The sequence below is a fragment of the Erwinia magellanica genome, from assembly GCF_039023495.1.
Taxonomy (GTDB): domain Bacteria; phylum Pseudomonadota; class Gammaproteobacteria; order Enterobacterales; family Enterobacteriaceae; genus Erwinia.
The window spans coordinates 1,511,336-1,524,856 of record NZ_JBCHVC010000001.1; the positions used below are offsets into that span (position 1 = coordinate 1,511,336).

At 53.4% G+C, this 13,521-nt stretch carries 16 protein-coding genes, 1 tRNA gene and 1 pseudogene; 7 read left to right on the forward strand and 11 right to left on the reverse strand.

All coding sequences use genetic code 11. From position 1 onward, the window contains the following. Positions 1 to 323 precede the first annotated feature (323 nt). Positions 324 to 1,046, reverse strand: a complete 723-nt coding sequence (locus AAH450_RS06920; protein ID WP_342909518.1) for a glutamine amidotransferase — start codon at positions 1,044 to 1,046, stop codon at positions 324 to 326. Between the two features lie 243 nt (positions 1,047 to 1,289). Here AAH450_RS06920 and AAH450_RS06925 point away from each other — a divergent pair, with 243 nt between their 5' ends. After that, positions 1,290 to 2,177: a DMT family transporter gene (locus AAH450_RS06925; RefSeq protein WP_342909519.1), complete on the forward strand. Its 888-nt coding sequence runs from the start codon at positions 1,290 to 1,292 to the stop codon at positions 2,175 to 2,177. Between the two features lie 60 nt (positions 2,178 to 2,237). Further along, positions 2,238 to 3,611, forward strand: coding sequence for a CoA transferase (locus tag AAH450_RS06930; RefSeq protein WP_342909520.1), 1,374 nt, complete (start codon positions 2,238 to 2,240; stop codon positions 3,609 to 3,611). 60 nt (positions 3,612 to 3,671) lie between these two features. On the opposite strand, the gene AAH450_RS06935 is transcribed toward AAH450_RS06930, so the two are convergent. The 4 genes from AAH450_RS06935 to AAH450_RS06950 all read right to left on the reverse strand — a co-directional run bounded on the left by AAH450_RS06935 (position 3,672) and on the right by AAH450_RS06950 (position 7,539). Further along, a complete protein-coding gene (locus tag AAH450_RS06935; protein ID WP_342909521.1) occupies positions 3,672 to 4,226 on the reverse strand; it encodes a TorD/DmsD family molecular chaperone in 555 nt (184 codons plus the stop codon). Positions 4,227 to 4,262: 36 nt separating this feature from the next. Next, the gene (locus tag AAH450_RS06940; RefSeq protein WP_342909522.1) at positions 4,263 to 5,000 is read right to left on the reverse strand and encodes a phosphatase; all 738 of its coding nucleotides are present in this window, start codon (positions 4,998 to 5,000) and stop codon (positions 4,263 to 4,265) included. Positions 5,001 to 5,051: 51 nt separating this feature from the next. After that, complete coding sequence (gene ghrA, locus AAH450_RS06945; RefSeq protein ID WP_342909523.1) at positions 5,052 to 5,993, reverse strand: glyoxylate/hydroxypyruvate reductase GhrA; 942 nt, start codon at positions 5,991 to 5,993, stop codon at positions 5,052 to 5,054. A 67-nt stretch (positions 5,994 to 6,060) separates the two neighbouring features. After that, entirely contained in the window at positions 6,061 to 7,539 is a 1,479-nt protein-coding gene (locus tag AAH450_RS06950; protein ID WP_342909524.1) for a peptide MFS transporter, read from the reverse strand. Between the two features lie 230 nt (positions 7,540 to 7,769). Here AAH450_RS06950 and AAH450_RS06955 point away from each other — a divergent pair. Beyond that, a tRNA-Ser gene (locus AAH450_RS06955) sits at positions 7,770 to 7,857 on the forward strand. 536 nt (positions 7,858 to 8,393) lie between these two features. Here the strand turns inward: AAH450_RS06955 and AAH450_RS06960 are convergent. Beyond that, complete coding sequence (locus AAH450_RS06960; protein ID WP_342909525.1) at positions 8,394 to 8,561, reverse strand: hypothetical protein; 168 nt, start codon at positions 8,559 to 8,561, stop codon at positions 8,394 to 8,396. 86 nt (positions 8,562 to 8,647) lie between these two features. On the opposite strand from AAH450_RS06960, the gene AAH450_RS06965 reads away from it, so the two are divergent. From AAH450_RS06965 to AAH450_RS06980, 4 genes and pseudogenes are all read left to right on the forward strand, one after another. Beyond that, a complete protein-coding gene (locus AAH450_RS06965) occupies positions 8,648 to 9,079 on the forward strand; it encodes a CesT family type III secretion system chaperone (protein ID WP_342909526.1) in 432 nt (143 codons plus the stop codon). After that, the gene (locus AAH450_RS06970) at positions 9,076 to 10,050 is read left to right on the forward strand and encodes a hypothetical protein (RefSeq protein WP_342909527.1); all 975 of its coding nucleotides are present in this window, start codon (positions 9,076 to 9,078) and stop codon (positions 10,048 to 10,050) included. The genes AAH450_RS06965 and AAH450_RS06970 overlap by 4 nt, the downstream gene beginning before the upstream one ends. Before the next feature lie 250 nt (positions 10,051 to 10,300). Beyond that, positions 10,301 to 10,498 (forward strand): annotated as a pseudogene (locus tag AAH450_RS06975) (transcriptional regulator); the annotation flags it as partial. Between the two features lie 91 nt (positions 10,499 to 10,589). Further along, positions 10,590 to 10,838 (forward strand): SymE family type I addiction module toxin, encoded by a 249-nt coding sequence (locus AAH450_RS06980; protein ID WP_342909528.1) that lies wholly within the window; start codon positions 10,590 to 10,592, stop codon positions 10,836 to 10,838. On the opposite strand, the gene AAH450_RS06985 is transcribed toward AAH450_RS06980, so the two are convergent. From AAH450_RS06985 to AAH450_RS07005, 5 genes are all read right to left on the reverse strand, one after another. Continuing rightward, positions 10,829 to 11,188 (reverse strand): Imm8 family immunity protein, encoded by a 360-nt coding sequence (locus AAH450_RS06985; RefSeq protein ID WP_342909529.1) that lies wholly within the window; start codon positions 11,186 to 11,188, stop codon positions 10,829 to 10,831. The two genes, AAH450_RS06980 and AAH450_RS06985, sit on opposite strands and share 10 nt — an antisense overlap. Beyond that, entirely contained in the window at positions 11,178 to 11,618 is a 441-nt protein-coding gene (locus tag AAH450_RS06990; protein ID WP_342909530.1) for a hypothetical protein, read from the reverse strand. The genes AAH450_RS06985 and AAH450_RS06990 overlap by 11 nt, the downstream gene beginning before the upstream one ends. Positions 11,619 to 11,785: 167 nt before the next feature. Beyond that, a complete protein-coding gene (locus tag AAH450_RS06995) occupies positions 11,786 to 12,034 on the reverse strand; it encodes a hypothetical protein (RefSeq protein WP_342909531.1) in 249 nt (82 codons plus the stop codon). 304 nt (positions 12,035 to 12,338) lie between these two features. After that, entirely contained in the window at positions 12,339 to 12,803 is a 465-nt protein-coding gene (locus AAH450_RS07000) for an SMI1/KNR4 family protein (RefSeq protein ID WP_342909532.1), read from the reverse strand. 6 nt (positions 12,804 to 12,809) lie between these two features. Then, positions 12,810 to 13,521, reverse strand: a 712-nt coding sequence (locus AAH450_RS07005; protein ID WP_463322701.1) for an HNH/ENDO VII family nuclease, incomplete at its 5' end; no start/stop codon positions are given.

Consider the following 13,521-nt stretch of genomic DNA (forward strand, 5'->3'; position numbering starts at 1 on the left):
CGCCCTGGCGAACTTAACAATGAAATAACTCGTGATTAACATTATTGCAATAACGCGAGCATGTCAGATTACCAGCCGGGAAACTGTGACCGGGACGTCAGGAAAACAGCAGGCCAGGCTGTCAGTGTGAGATGCCGCACAGCGCACTGCCCACTGCCCACTGCCCACTGCCCACTGCCCACTGCCAGTCAGCCAGGAGAGTGATGCTCTGCGGTAGGGAAAGAAGTGAAGCCGTGCGTGATTCACGCCGGTGACTGGGCGCAGAGAGCAAAGAGTGCCAGCCCGCTGTTAACGTAGCGGCCAGCACTCAATGGGGAGAAAATTCAGGCGAGCTTGCTGAGCTGACGATGCTGCTGCCAGAAATCCTGCAACAGTTGCAGCGGCGTACCGGGTTCCTGCTGATGAACCATCAGGCTGCTTAACGCCTCGCTGCTCTGGCTGTTTTGCAGGCAGGCGGTCATGATCTGGCCGGTAAATTCAGGATGAAACTGCACGGAGAGCGCCTGCGGGGTATAACGGATAATCTGGCACTCCTCCAGCGCCGAGGCAGCCAGCACCTGGGCGCCCGGAGGGGGCTGAATAACCGACTGGCGATGCGAAAGCCATGCGGAAAAATGCACTGGCAGCACGTTTAATAAGGGATCGTGCTGCGCATTTTCGTTCATCTCAAGCTGTTGCAGTCCCCGCTCCCAGCCTCGCGGATTATCATCCACCACGCCGCCCAGCGCATAAGCCATCAGCTGATGGCCATAACAAACGCCCAGCAGCGGCAGCGCCTGCTCCACGGCGCTGCGGATCCAGGCGGCCGTCCTTTCGCTCCATTCAGCATGATCGGTGACCATTGCCCAGGAGCCGCTGAGAATAGCAGCAGAAACTGTACCCGGCTCCGGCAGCGCTTCGCCCAGATCGGGGCGCACAACGCTGTATTCACCAGGCTTCAGGCCCAGCGCGGCGATAAACCAGTGCTGCTGTTCGCCTACGAGATTGCTGACGGCTTCAGGTGGGGCTTCAAGCTGGATAATAGCCAGAGGAAGAGAAGAACGCATAGCGGGGGCCATCCTTATCAATTTCAACGCTCCCTGCCGACAAGCAGAGGCTCCAAAGCGCTATGATGGCACGCTGACGGCGGCCTGTCTCATCACTTTTTCTTTAAGATAAGTCAGCAAAAAGCATAATCTCTGGCGCAACAACAGGCTGAAAGGGCGGAAATAAATCTCCCTTCTGTGCTTAATTTGCTGGCGAATCATGCCATGATAAAAAGGTGATCTCACGCACAACAGGACTCTCTCGTGGCTTTGCGTCATTTTTTACTTATTCTGCTGGTGGTAACCCTCTGGGCCTTTAACAACGTTGCCATCAAATGGGGGCTGATCGACCTCCCTCCGCTGTTCCTTACCCTGATGCGCTTTGTGGTGGTCGCGCTGATTCTGGTGCCTTTTACCCGCGTTAACCGCGCGCAGCTGCGTTATCTGGTGCCGTTGGCCTTTACCTTTGGCTTCCTGCATTTTTCCTTGCTGTTTGTCGGAATGAAATATACCGATGCAGGGACTGGCGCCATTGTGGTGCAGCTCGGCACGCCTTTCGCGATGATTCTGGCAATGGTGATCCTGAAAGAGAAGCTGTCGGTGGTGCAACTGACCGGCATTGTCGTTTCGCTAACGGGCGTGGTGGTGCTGGCAGGCAGCCCGACCATTCCGGCATGGTGGGTGCTTTGTCTGCTGCTGTGCAGCGCAGCGGGTTGGGCTGTCAGTAACATGCTGGTGAAGAAATCTCCTGCCATAAAACCGCTGACCATGACCGGCTGGCTCTCTTTTCTGGCGATTCCCGTGGTCGGGCTGGCCTCGTTTCTGCTGGAATCAGACCAGATAACCAGCCTGATGCACTCAAGCTGGCGTGGCTGGTTCGGCATCCTCTACAGCGCTATTTTCTCGTCAATCATCGCCTATTCCCTTTGGTACTGGCTGCTGCGCAGCTATAACGTCAACCTGATTATGCCCTACTCGCTGCTGACGCCGGTACTGGCCGTGATTTTGGGCGTGGTGGTGCTGGGTGACAGCATGAACATTTTCAAAATTGTTGGTGCGCTGCTGGTGATTGTGGGTACCGCGATTGCGGTAGTTAACCTGCGAAATTTACGCATGCACGCCCGACTGCCGAAGTTCCGCCGCCTGCGTTAGCGCCAGGCAAAAAGCGACTTTCATTGCTAAGGTGTTAAACATCAGCAAAGGGAGAAAGCAATGGATAATGGGTTTATCACCACACTCTGGCAGCAGCTCTGGTACGGGCTGCGCACCCCAGATACGCCGCTGCCAGCGGTAAAGTTTCACGGCGGGGAGCGGTTCTCTTCACTCTATCCGGTAACTGAGCTTGCGGGAACCAGCATGGCGCTGGCGATGCAGGCCGCCGCTGAACTGGTCCATAATTCCCGTCAGATGGAGGTTGATACCCGCCTGGCTTCACGCTGGTTTCAGCAGAGTTTCATGCCGATCAACCGTTCCGCGCCCGCGCTGTGGGATCCCCTGGCGGGGGATTATGCCACGCGTGATGGCTGGATCCGTCTGCATACTAACGCCCCCCATCATCGCGCGGCCATGGAAAGCGTGCTGGGTAAACATGCCGACCGGGCCAGTCTGGCGAAAGCCGTTCGCCAGTGGGATAAAACGGCGCTGGAAGAAGCCGTGATTGCGGCAAAAGGGTGTGCAGCTGAAATGCGTAGCGTGTCAGAGTGGCAGGCGCATCCTCAGGGGCGTGCCGTACAGGGTGAAGCGCTGATTGCGCAGGGGGTAGAGCAGGAGGCCGCAGCACCGCGCTGGCGTTTACTGCCTGCGCGTCCTCTGCTCGGCGTTCGTGTACTGGATTTGACCCGCATCATCGCCGGGCCGGTCGCCACCCGTTTTCTGGCGGGCCTGGGCGCGGATGTGCTGCGCCTTGATCCACACGGGTGGCAAGAGCCGACGCTGGAAGAGGAGATTACTCTGGGCAAACGCTGCGCCAGGCTGGATCTGACATCTTCAGCGGGACGCAGTCAGTTCGAGGCACTGATCGCCGAAGCGGATGTGCTGGTGCACAGCTACCGCGCCGATGCGCTTAGCGGGCTGGGCTATGACAGCGAGACTCTGCAAACCCTGTCGCCGGGGCTGATCGACGTCAGCCTTAATGCATGGGGCTGGAAAGGGCCGTGGCGCAACCGGCGCGGCTTTGACAGCCTGGTGCAGATGGGCTGCGGCATTGCCGACAGCGGCAGGCTGTGGAAAATGAGCGACGCGCCCTGCCCGCTGCCCGTTCAGGCACTGGATCATGCAACAGGCTACCTGATGGCCGCTGCCGTGCTGGAAGGGCTGCGCCAGCGGCGGCTAAACAATACGGGCTTTACCGCGCGGCTGTCGCTTGCCAGAACCGCCTGCCTGCTGATGGAAAATCCGCTTCCGGATACGGAACAACCTCAGGGCCTTGGGCCTGCTCAACCTCACGATAATAATGTTGAAACGGAGATTACCCGCTGGGGTATCGGCTACCGCCTGCGCTCGCCGGTCTGGCTGCCGGGAACGCCGCTGGCCTGGTCGCGTTCAGCCACGCCGCTGGGTTCCGCTCAGCCTCACTGGCGGCAGTAACAGGCCAAAAAAAAAGCACCCCAGGAATGGGGTGCTTTTTTATCAGTGGGAGCAAGGAGATCAGATTTCCCCTTCCTCTTCCAGCTCATCCCGCATCGCCTGAATCGCCTCGCGGCTTAACGCAGCCAGCGTGCGGTAGAAGGCTGTGGCAGCATGCGCTTCGACTTTGCCCAGGAACTGACCGCACCACGGCAGTAAATAGTCATCAAACAGCGTAATCTGCGCCTGGATCTCATCGGCCTGAGACTGATCTTCCAGCCATGATGCCGCCAGCAGCAGCGCGCCAATATGGTCGGCTGGTGCCTCCCCTAAAGGCATACCCCGGCTTTGCAGAAAACTGCGGATCTCGCTCTCCTGCGGGCCGTTATCCCAGTGCGATCCGTAGGGCGGCACCTTGCATTCGCTGCCAACAAACAGCGCATTGTAATCAGCAGCCAGCGACTGCGGATCGCTGTTTTCCTGCAAGCGGGTCAGCAGTTCATCCTGCTCCAGCGGCCAGTGCTGTTGCAGCTTGCCTTCGCGCAGCATCGTAAACAGCGGCACCAGCAGCGGATCCTGAGGCTGGCGATTATAGAGCGAGCCAAGAATACGGCAGATGATGGAAAATTCATTCATGTCGGGCAATCCCTTCAGCGGTTATTCGTGACAGTGTCACAGTTGAGCAAATTCAGTAATGCTTTTTCCGGTCCGCTGCTCCAGGAAATCCAGCAAACGGCGCGGCGAAACATTTAATACGCGATCCTCCGGGAAATCCACTTCCTTCATGATCCGCAGGCAGTGTTCAAAATTGCCCAGCGTGAAGGCGGTGTGGGAATCAGAGCCGCAGGAGATCCATCCACCGGCATCGCGCACGGCGGCAACGATAGCGCGGCAATTAGGCTCGCTGCCCGGCCGGGAGGTGGTAAAGGAGGAGTTGTTCAGCTCCAGCGCTACATTATATTTCGCCGCCGCTTCAGCCACTGCCGGGATATCGATCGGGTATTTCGGGTTCCCCGGATGGCTGATGATATGCACGTTGCCGCTGGCCATCGCAGCAATCATCGCTTCAGTATGGGTAGCTTTATCACGCGGGGCAAAGACCGGCTCGTGGAAGCCAGCCACCACAATGTCCATGGCATCCATCATCGGGCCGGTACAGTCGATCTCCCCATGAATATTTTTGATATTGGCTTCGATGCCGCGCAGGATGCCCACGCCGTCCACCACGCGCGGCCAGACGCGCATATTCACAAAATGCCAGTAGTGTGGCGCATCCGCCATATCCGGGCCATGGTCGGTGATGGCGAGCAGCTTCACGCCACAAGTTTGCGCCTGAACTACATAATCACGCAGCGTGCTGTAGGCATGGGTGCTGGCAACGGTATGCATATGAAGGTCAACGGGGTACATAGATTCTCCTTTTGGCTTAGGGCAAGAATAGCATTCCTGCCCGGCAATGACTCAATATCCGCGCTTCACATCCACCAGACCGGCAGGCATTTCGCCCGCTTCCTGCTGAAGAACGGATTTAGCGATGTAGTCCATAGCTTCTTCTGGCAAGGTTACAGCGGCATTATGGGGAGTGATGGCAATATCCGGATGCGCCCAGAAAGGATGCTGCTTATCCAGCGGCTCGCGGACAAACACATCCAGCGCCGCCGCCCTGATCTCCCCTGCCGCCATCGCCGCCAGCAGATCCTCCTCAACCAGATGCGCGCCACGCGCCAGATTGAGCAGGAACGCCTGAGGTTTCAGCTGGCTGAGCAGCGCACGGTTAAGGATGCCTTCCGTTTGCGGCGTATTGGGTAAGAGATTAATTAAAACCTGGGTTCCGGAGAGAAACTCACCAAGCTGCTCTGCACCGTGAAAGCTGGTGATGCCAGGCAGTTCTTTCGGCGAACGGCTCCAGCAGCGCACCGGGAATCCCCATACTTTAAGGCTCTCTGCCACGCTGCTTCCCAGTACGCCTGCCCCTAAAATGCCGATGCTGAACGCTGCGCGGGACGGGTTTGGCAGCGACTGCCACAGCGCCTGCGCTTTCTGCTGCTGATACTCCGTAAAGCGGCGGAACCAGCCGAGCACGTGATAAACCGCATACTCCTGCATCTGCCGTGCCATGCCGGTATCTTCCAGACGAAACAGCGGAACGCCTTCGGCCAGCATCTCCGGATGCTGGCGAAGCTGCCCGAGGATATCATCCACGCCCGCGCCAAGCGCAAACACGCCCTTCAGCTCTTTACGGCCCTTCAGCATCTCTACCGGCGGCTGGCGTACCAGCGCATAGTCGGCTGGCCCCGTGTCGCCCGCCTGCCAGGCACGAATACGCGCCTGGGGAAGACGCTGCTGTAAGCCATTGATCCACTTCTCTGCATTAAACGAGGGGTGATAAAAAATGATATCCACATTGCTCTCCTTTTTTCTTCAGGCTCGGGGAAAACCAGCCCTGTGGCAAGCTAAATTGTTGCGTTGCTCACACTACCTTAGCGGACGGGTCGCGGGCCTGGATAAGCTTGCGCAGCAGCGGCATCAGCAGCAATAAAACCAGCCCCACCGCCGCACTGCCCCACCCCAGCAGACTGAAGATATGGCTGTAGCCGGGATTGGTCAGCGCTGGCGTACTGCCGCTATTTTCCGGCATCAGGCCGGAGACATAACCCGCCAGCACCGAGGCCACTCCCGTCACCATCATCCAGCAGCCCATCATGATCCCCTGATAGCGCACCGGCGCCAGTTTGCCGATCATCGCGTAGCCTATTGGCGAGATCAGCAGTTCACCGATGCTTTGCAGCAGATAGCTGACAGCAATCCATTTAAAGGCGACCATGCCGTCGCCGCCAGCCAGCATGATGCCGAGCGGCAGCACCAACATGCCCAGGCCGATAAAGAACAGCGAAGAGGCAAATTGCAGAGGAATATCGATGCGCCAGCCGCGCTCACGCAGATTGCGGAAGCCCAGTGCCAGCAGCGGACCACCAAAAACGATCGTCAGCGTATTGATGTTCTGCACCCATTGCGGCGCAACCTGAATGCCCCAGACGTTAAGTGCAATATTGTGCTCGGTGAACAGCATCAGCCCCATCGGGGCCAGCTGATAGAGCGTCCAGAACACCAGCGACCCCATCGCCAGCAGCAGATAGGCCGCCATCTTACGCTGCTCTTCACGCGGACGATGACGCAGCGTGGTAATGCCCAGCAGCACGAAGATTGCCGCGCCCAGGCCGATAACAAAGGTGCCGGTAAAGTCAGCGTGCGTCAGCATGATACGGATCAAGGGCACCAGCAGCACCAGCACAGCCAGACCAATTGCCATGCGCAGGCGGAACTGCTTTTTAGTGACGTGCAGCAGCGGCGTATCGATATCGGCCAGGATTTTCCAGCGCATTACCGAGATAACAATCGCCACCGCATTGCCGATAGTGGCAAACAGGAACAGTGCTTTGTAATGCTCCGTGAGCTGGAAATAGCCCGCGCCGGTAAAGCCGATAAAGAAGCCGAGGTTCATCCCTGCGTAGTTCCAGAGGAACGCACTTTCACGGCGGTTATCCTCCGGGGTGAAGCGCTGGGTCAGCATCATATTGATGCAGGTCACGTTCAGCCCGCTACCGGTGAGGAACATAGCCAGTCCCCAGTAAAGACCTTCGGCGCTCTGCCCGGATAAGACCCAGCACCCTGCCACCTGGAGCACCATACCCAGCACAAAGAGGTTACGATTACTCAGGTAGCGTCCGCCAAGGTAGCCGCCAAACAGATGCAGCCCGTAATTGAATGCACCAAACACGCCCATCATCGCGTTGGCCTGCCCTTCGCTAAAGCCAAGACGTTTGGTTGCATAGAGCACCAGCGTGGAGTAGAGAACTGCAAAGCCAAGCGTGGCGAATATCTGGATAAAGAACAGCGCGCTGGTGCCGGAAGGCGACGCTGCTACAGGACGTGGTAAGGAGGTGTTCACATCAGACCCCGTGATTATCTTGCCATTTAAAGCGCATTATTATGCACGCTGCGCGGTAGAATGCGCGCCTGATATCCTGTTTCGCCGCCACAGCTGGCTCTTTTGGCGATTTAAGCAGCGATCTGTTCTAAAACTGGCTAAACGTGCAGAAAAGGCGAGAAAGAGTGTTGACCCGCGTCCTGCTTTTGCCTACATTAGCGCCCGTCAGCAACCTGGTTGCGGCATAAAACGGTGAGGTGTCCGAGTGGCTGAAGGAGCACGCCTGGAAAGTGTGTATACGGCAACGTATCGAGGGTTCGAACCCCTCTCTCACCGCCATATTTAAAGAGAAAGTCTGAGCGAAAGTTCAGACTTTTTTTTGCATATCACTCCGGAGAGAGGGGTGAGAAGCCTCGACAGGGTTCGACAAAACGGCAGGAGAGCCGTTTTGCACAGCTCTGCTGCCTGAAAGGCGAGGCACATGGAGGTGCCTCGTGATCCCCCCTCTCTCACCGCCATATTTAAAGAGAAAGTCTGAGCGAAAGTTCAGACTTTTTTTTGCATATCACTCCGGAGAGAGGGGTGAGAAGCCTCGACAGGGTTCGACAAAACGGCAGGATAGCCGTTTTGCACAGCTCCGCTGCCTGAAAGGCGAGGCACATGGACGTCCCTCGTGATCCCCCTCTCTCACCGCCATATTTAAAGAGAAAGTCTGAGCGAAAGTTCAGACTTTTTTTTTTGCATATCACTCCGGAGAGGGGGGTGAGAAGCCTCGACAGGGTTCGACAAAACGGCAGGATAGCCGTTTTGCACAGCTCTGCTGCCTGAAAGGCGAGGCACATGGAGGTGCCTCGTGATCCCCCTCTCTCACCGCCCTATTTATTCAGCGAAACGTCCTGCCCGGCCGTAGCAGCAATATCCTTAATGGCCTTAACCTGTGCGGTCTCACTGTTTATATCACGACCTGCGGCGAGCATGGTATGACCGCCGCAGGCTGACTCTGTAACCTGCTGGCCATGGAACCAGGCTGCTTTTATGCTCACTTACTCTTTATTATTTTCAGTCCGTTCAGAACCGGCAGTGCTGGCCACGCCGATTTGACGCGCGTTATGAATAAAATGGAGAGTTTATGTCGACATCTTTTAGTGGTCTGCTTCGACCCTTATTTACCTATCTCAAGCAGGAGCCTGCCATTCGCGGCGACGAGGAAGCATTTGAACTGGTGATGTGGTCAGATCTGTCGCTCCGGTTTTTACATTATCCCCAGGAGCATATCACCCTGAGCTGCCTGCTACCTTTCAGGGCAAACGATGAGAACGCCACAACTCTCCTTTGGGAACTGTTGCAGGCTAATTTAATGAACGAACAGTCTCCCCCTGTTGTGGTGGCGGCCTCGGCCATCAGTGAGGAGATAGTCATATGGTCACGTTTACCCATGAGCGCGGCAGAGCCACAGGCTTTGATTGCACTGTACGAAAATATAGCGCTTTATACGCATACGCTGGGGCAGCGTCTGGGCATTGTCAGTCAGCTCACTCCTCATGAATCTGGAGCAGAATGATGATGCGCATATTCAATATCGGCAGCAGTCGTCAGACTCAGCAAAGTGGCTCTTCCACCCAGTCTGCTCACGAAGTCCTTAGCGCTGCACAAATGCAGGCATCCGGCCCCTTTCAGCGTCAGGTCAGGCTGGTTTCAGCTCAAACACTCCAAAGCATGGATCTGGCAGCGCAAACGCAACAGCAAGTCCGGGCACATTTAGGCCATGGCGGTAATCAGTGGTTACCTCTCGTCGCCGACAAGGGCGAAAGCGCAATGCGCGGTATTATGGCAAGCCGTGCCTCGGAACGCTTTGGCAATGAAGTTCGCGAACGCTTTGCACAAAGTTTTCCACAGTCCGCATCTGGTCTCGATGGCGCCTATGCCACGGGACATACTGCGCTGAGAGTGCAAGGGGGACATTGTCAGGAGTTTTCCGATCTGGCCTATACGCTTCTTGCGGCCAAAGGGGTCAATAAACCCGTGGTGAATGCGCTCTACGATAACGATCATGTATTGGTGCTGTTAGGGGATAAACGGCAAGAGGATCCGGTGTTGCTGGATGCCTGGCAGCATCTTCCCATTGTGACCACGCTGAATAACAGCAAGCTTGATCCTGGTAGGCTTAGTGTTATTCAGGAGCGAAACGATGCGCGTCCCGATCCTCATGCACAATGGGCTTTGCGCCATGTCCGTACCATGAGCCAGAATGAAATTGAGCATATTCTGACTACAACGACTTATCCGCCTGTCGGGAAAAAATTCGTGAAGCACATGGTAGAAAGGCAGCGCGGACAAGAGCCGGGCCGTTATGATGTTCGCTCGCTGGCAAAAGATCCCAGCACCCATTACACCGATGATAGCGCCCTGACGGGCAGAGCCTTCGATACTATGTCAGCCTCATCGCTATCCAGCGCCCGGCGTACTATTGAGAAATATGAACGCGCTGCAACCGCAGATCCTGACGGTTATGGAAAGGCCAAACGTATATAAAAAAACACATTACCGCTTTCAAAAGTATTCTTTGTTTCTGCGCTTTTCATACCTGTGAACGACACGCATAACCCATCTGCATAAGCAGATGGGACTCTGTATTCAGAGTAAAACCCGTGGCGGGAAAACCAGCCAATAAAATCGACCTCGCCAGAGCCGGAAGTAATACAGGCACTGCGCCAGATTTGTCCGAAGCTCTCGACGCGTAAGCGATGCGAACTGATGGGTGTGGCCTGCCCCCATGATTTGAGCTTCACTGCTGCCGCCGCTGTCGCAGATCCTTAACCTGTTGCTGGATGAACTGCTGGGCCTGCCTGCAAGACGTACATCGAAACGTGGCCCGACCTCCCGGCTTGAGCAACAGATCGAAGCGATCCGGCAGATGCCGATGACGAAGCAGAAGTTTGTGACGGTGATGCTGGATAACGTGATTGGTAAAACGGATTAGTTAACAGACGCGGAACTGAGGTGTTGGAGCACCCCAGCCCGCTGACCATAAGCAACTAAGAAGGATGGCTACGCAGGATATTAAGCCAGAAGTGAGTATTTCCAAAGCGTTACGGCGGCTGAAGGTGGAGTATACCAGCATCCGTTACGCAGACCGTAAAGATATGACCATGTGTTACAGCCGCTGCCCCAGCCTGAACCTGAAGGGCAACTGGCTGGCAGAGGCCGGGTTTGGGAATGATACCCCGGTGACCGTGGCGGTAGAGGTTGCAAGAAGAACAAACTGGTTAAAAAGTAAAATGCCAGCCGCAGGTGGGCTGGCATTAGAGGTTCAAGATTGATAGTTTTCATACTCCCAAAAGTCAATTCTGCTTAATTTAAGCGCTGCTTCGGACCAATCCTTATAGTCGCATGATGCTATCTGCATTTTTAAATAAGTAATTAACTCATCATAGTTGTATTCACTGACTATGATGGTTCCTTTGCCTGATAAAATCTTATTAATAATCAGTTCGTTTTGAAGCCAGATTGGTGTACAGACCAAAATATCAAAAGATTCAGCACCATTTTGCTCGCTGGGTCCTACCATTGCCCGGCCCCAACAGCCAAAGTTCAAGGGATCTTCTGGCCAATAATTAATTAAGCTATCCTCAAGCTCAAGCGATCTCAATTGTTTTAATTCAATATTCATTTGGTAATATCCAGATGTCCGTTCCACCGATCTCATTTTTCTGATCATCAGTCAAATCCTTACCCAGGGTTGGATTTGTTTCGTTGTCGCTATCCGAATCAGAAGAACATACCCGACCAAACGAGCATTCCGTTGCCTTATCAAGCGCATCGCCGATTCCATTCAGCATGCTATCCAGACCGGACGCAATATTGCCATTGGCCTCCTTGACGACTTTATCACCAGGTCCGACCGGCACACCTGGTACAGGAATTAGCGATGGCGCAGGCACAGCCAGATTATTATTCTCAACAGCAACGTTATCCGGTATACAGTCCGGCGATGAACCCGCTTTTTCCCTATGCTTTCCATGGGTTACAACCGGTTTTTCCTGCTGCGCTTTGATGACCGCACCATTTTTCCCCGTGCACGCTACCGCACTGGTGAACATCACCAGGCACAGCAGCCACCACGCCGCCTTCCTTAACCTTTCATCCCGCTTTCCCTGTTATCGAGGTGATCACAGGGCCGAGGCAGTTGATCATCCGGCTAGCGAATTAAGGATAACTAAATGACTTATAAAGAAAAACCCCGACATCAACGCCGACATTTGGTTTGTCACTTAGGATTTGAAGGCGAGGCCGTTTTCTCTTTCGACATGAGGCATTGCCCTACGCCAATAATAATCCCGCATCCGATTGATATTTCAGCTCCTCTAATTAAGTCATTTCGATAAAAATCAAAATCACCCACTAAAAAATAGGATGCTAAAGATATAAGTACTCGACCACCTACAAGGATAATTAAAAGCCCCACTACCCATAAAGAAACTAATAAAAATAAGAGTTTAATTTTCTTATTTTGCATCACTCTTTTCCTCCAGTTAATGAATAGTGATACTTTTTCCTTCTGAATTTTTTTGGGTTACTTGCATTTTCTGGAACCCAGCAGAATAAGGGAATCTTGGATCATTATTCATTTCTGGCAATATTTTCCCACTTGCCGGATTTTCCTTAACCTGATTCCCTAAAGGCTGCTCATTCAGATCCCTCGGTGCTGTAAACTGTAAACCCGGCTTAGCCGTCGATATTTTCTCCGCCGCACTGATCAGAAATTAGGGTACTTCGCTGTGTTTATAAGTTAAAATCCTAGCCATGATGGCTGGGATTTATTAATTTAGTGTAGTGGCAATTTGATCGTAAAAGAAATCACCAAAATCATCATAATATGGTTTAAAGGCAGTTTTTTGAACTTTTATACCCGGCGCCCATAGCAGAACTTTATTTTTTCCATCATTGCTACAGTCCAACACAACGTAATCACCATCACCTGTCGAGCTTATAACTACATAATTTTCTGGTAAATTTGATTCTTGCCGTTCTTTTATAGTTAACCATATAGCATCGGGTATACCGGAGTTAATAAAATCTGCTTTGATTACCCCATAGAATTCTTGCCCTGCGATATCCCCACAGCCTAGATTTTTCAGGAAAAATCTATAACTATCAGGGAATTCAACATCAAGAATCTTTTCTGCAAGAGCAATCAAACTTTCTTCTTTAACTCCTTCAAAATCAGCCTCTTCTTGATGCTGATTTATTATAGAGATCGCTTTCCTAACGTTATCAATACTCATAATGACCTACTTTTTAAAATCATTTGATCTTTGCTTCCAGTAATCAGAACGCCATTTATTAAATTCATTACGATCAATGCCTGAAGGTATGCTGTTATCATTAATATGAATAACACTATGATTATCTTTATGAAAACTTTGAGTAACTTCTGCTATCGGACCATCCTGTTTTTGTAGCATATGATGAAGATTTACTGACTGGCCATTTGCATCCAAAGGAGCTAACCCTTTTTCCATCCTTTGGATGTTTGATCTTCCTCTGGAGTCCACTGCGTTAGGATCAAACAGATCATTCCTTTGATAAACCTTATTGCCGTTAACATTGACAGGTTCAGCACTCCAGTATTTACGCTCCTGTCCAAAGTAGTTAACCGAAACGACATCATTACTGGCCTTATTGATCAGCCTCGACGCTTCGGCCACATCACCTTTCTTCAGCGCTGTTTCTGCCGCCCTGATGGTTTTCCCTGCTACATCTCCTGCTCCCGGTATCAGCCCTATCGCGGCCGCAAGATAATCTATCGCCGTATTGGCTTCCGCAAAACCCTTTATATCACCAACAATCGGTACAAAGTCCAGTCCGGTTCCGGCTACGTCCTTCACCATCTGGGTACATGCAGCCTGATCCTGTTCACAGATCGCTTTCTGTGTGGCTTCGTATTTCGCTATCGTGCCTTTCTTCTGCGCTTCTATTGCGCCAAGTGCACTTGCCAGATTG

Excerpts from the sequence above, each read along its gene's own strand:
- AAH450_RS06920 (WP_342909518.1), bottom strand. The coding sequence starts at position 1,046 with ATGCGTTCTTCTCTTCCTCTGGCTATTATCCAGCTTGAAGCCCCACCT.
- AAH450_RS06930 (WP_342909520.1), top strand. The coding sequence starts at position 2,238 with ATGGATAATGGGTTTATCACCACACTCTGGCAGCAGCTCTGGTACGGG.
- AAH450_RS06935 (WP_342909521.1), bottom strand. The coding sequence starts at position 4,226 with ATGAATGAATTTTCCATCATCTGCCGTATTCTTGGCTCGCTCTATAAT.
- AAH450_RS06940 (WP_342909522.1), bottom strand. The coding sequence starts at position 5,000 with ATGTACCCCGTTGACCTTCATATGCATACCGTTGCCAGCACCCATGCC.
- AAH450_RS06965 (WP_342909526.1), top strand. The coding sequence starts at position 8,648 with ATGTCGACATCTTTTAGTGGTCTGCTTCGACCCTTATTTACCTATCTC.
- AAH450_RS06970 (WP_342909527.1), top strand. The coding sequence starts at position 9,076 with ATGATGATGCGCATATTCAATATCGGCAGCAGTCGTCAGACTCAGCAA.
- AAH450_RS06985 (WP_342909529.1), bottom strand. The coding sequence starts at position 11,188 with ATGAATATTGAATTAAAACAATTGAGATCGCTTGAGCTTGAGGATAGC.
- AAH450_RS06990 (WP_342909530.1), bottom strand. The coding sequence starts at position 11,618 with ATGTTCACCAGTGCGGTAGCGTGCACGGGGAAAAATGGTGCGGTCATC.
- AAH450_RS06995 (WP_342909531.1), bottom strand. The coding sequence starts at position 12,034 with ATGCAAAATAAGAAAATTAAACTCTTATTTTTATTAGTTTCTTTATGG.
- AAH450_RS07000 (WP_342909532.1), bottom strand. The coding sequence starts at position 12,803 with ATGAGTATTGATAACGTTAGGAAAGCGATCTCTATAATAAATCAGCAT.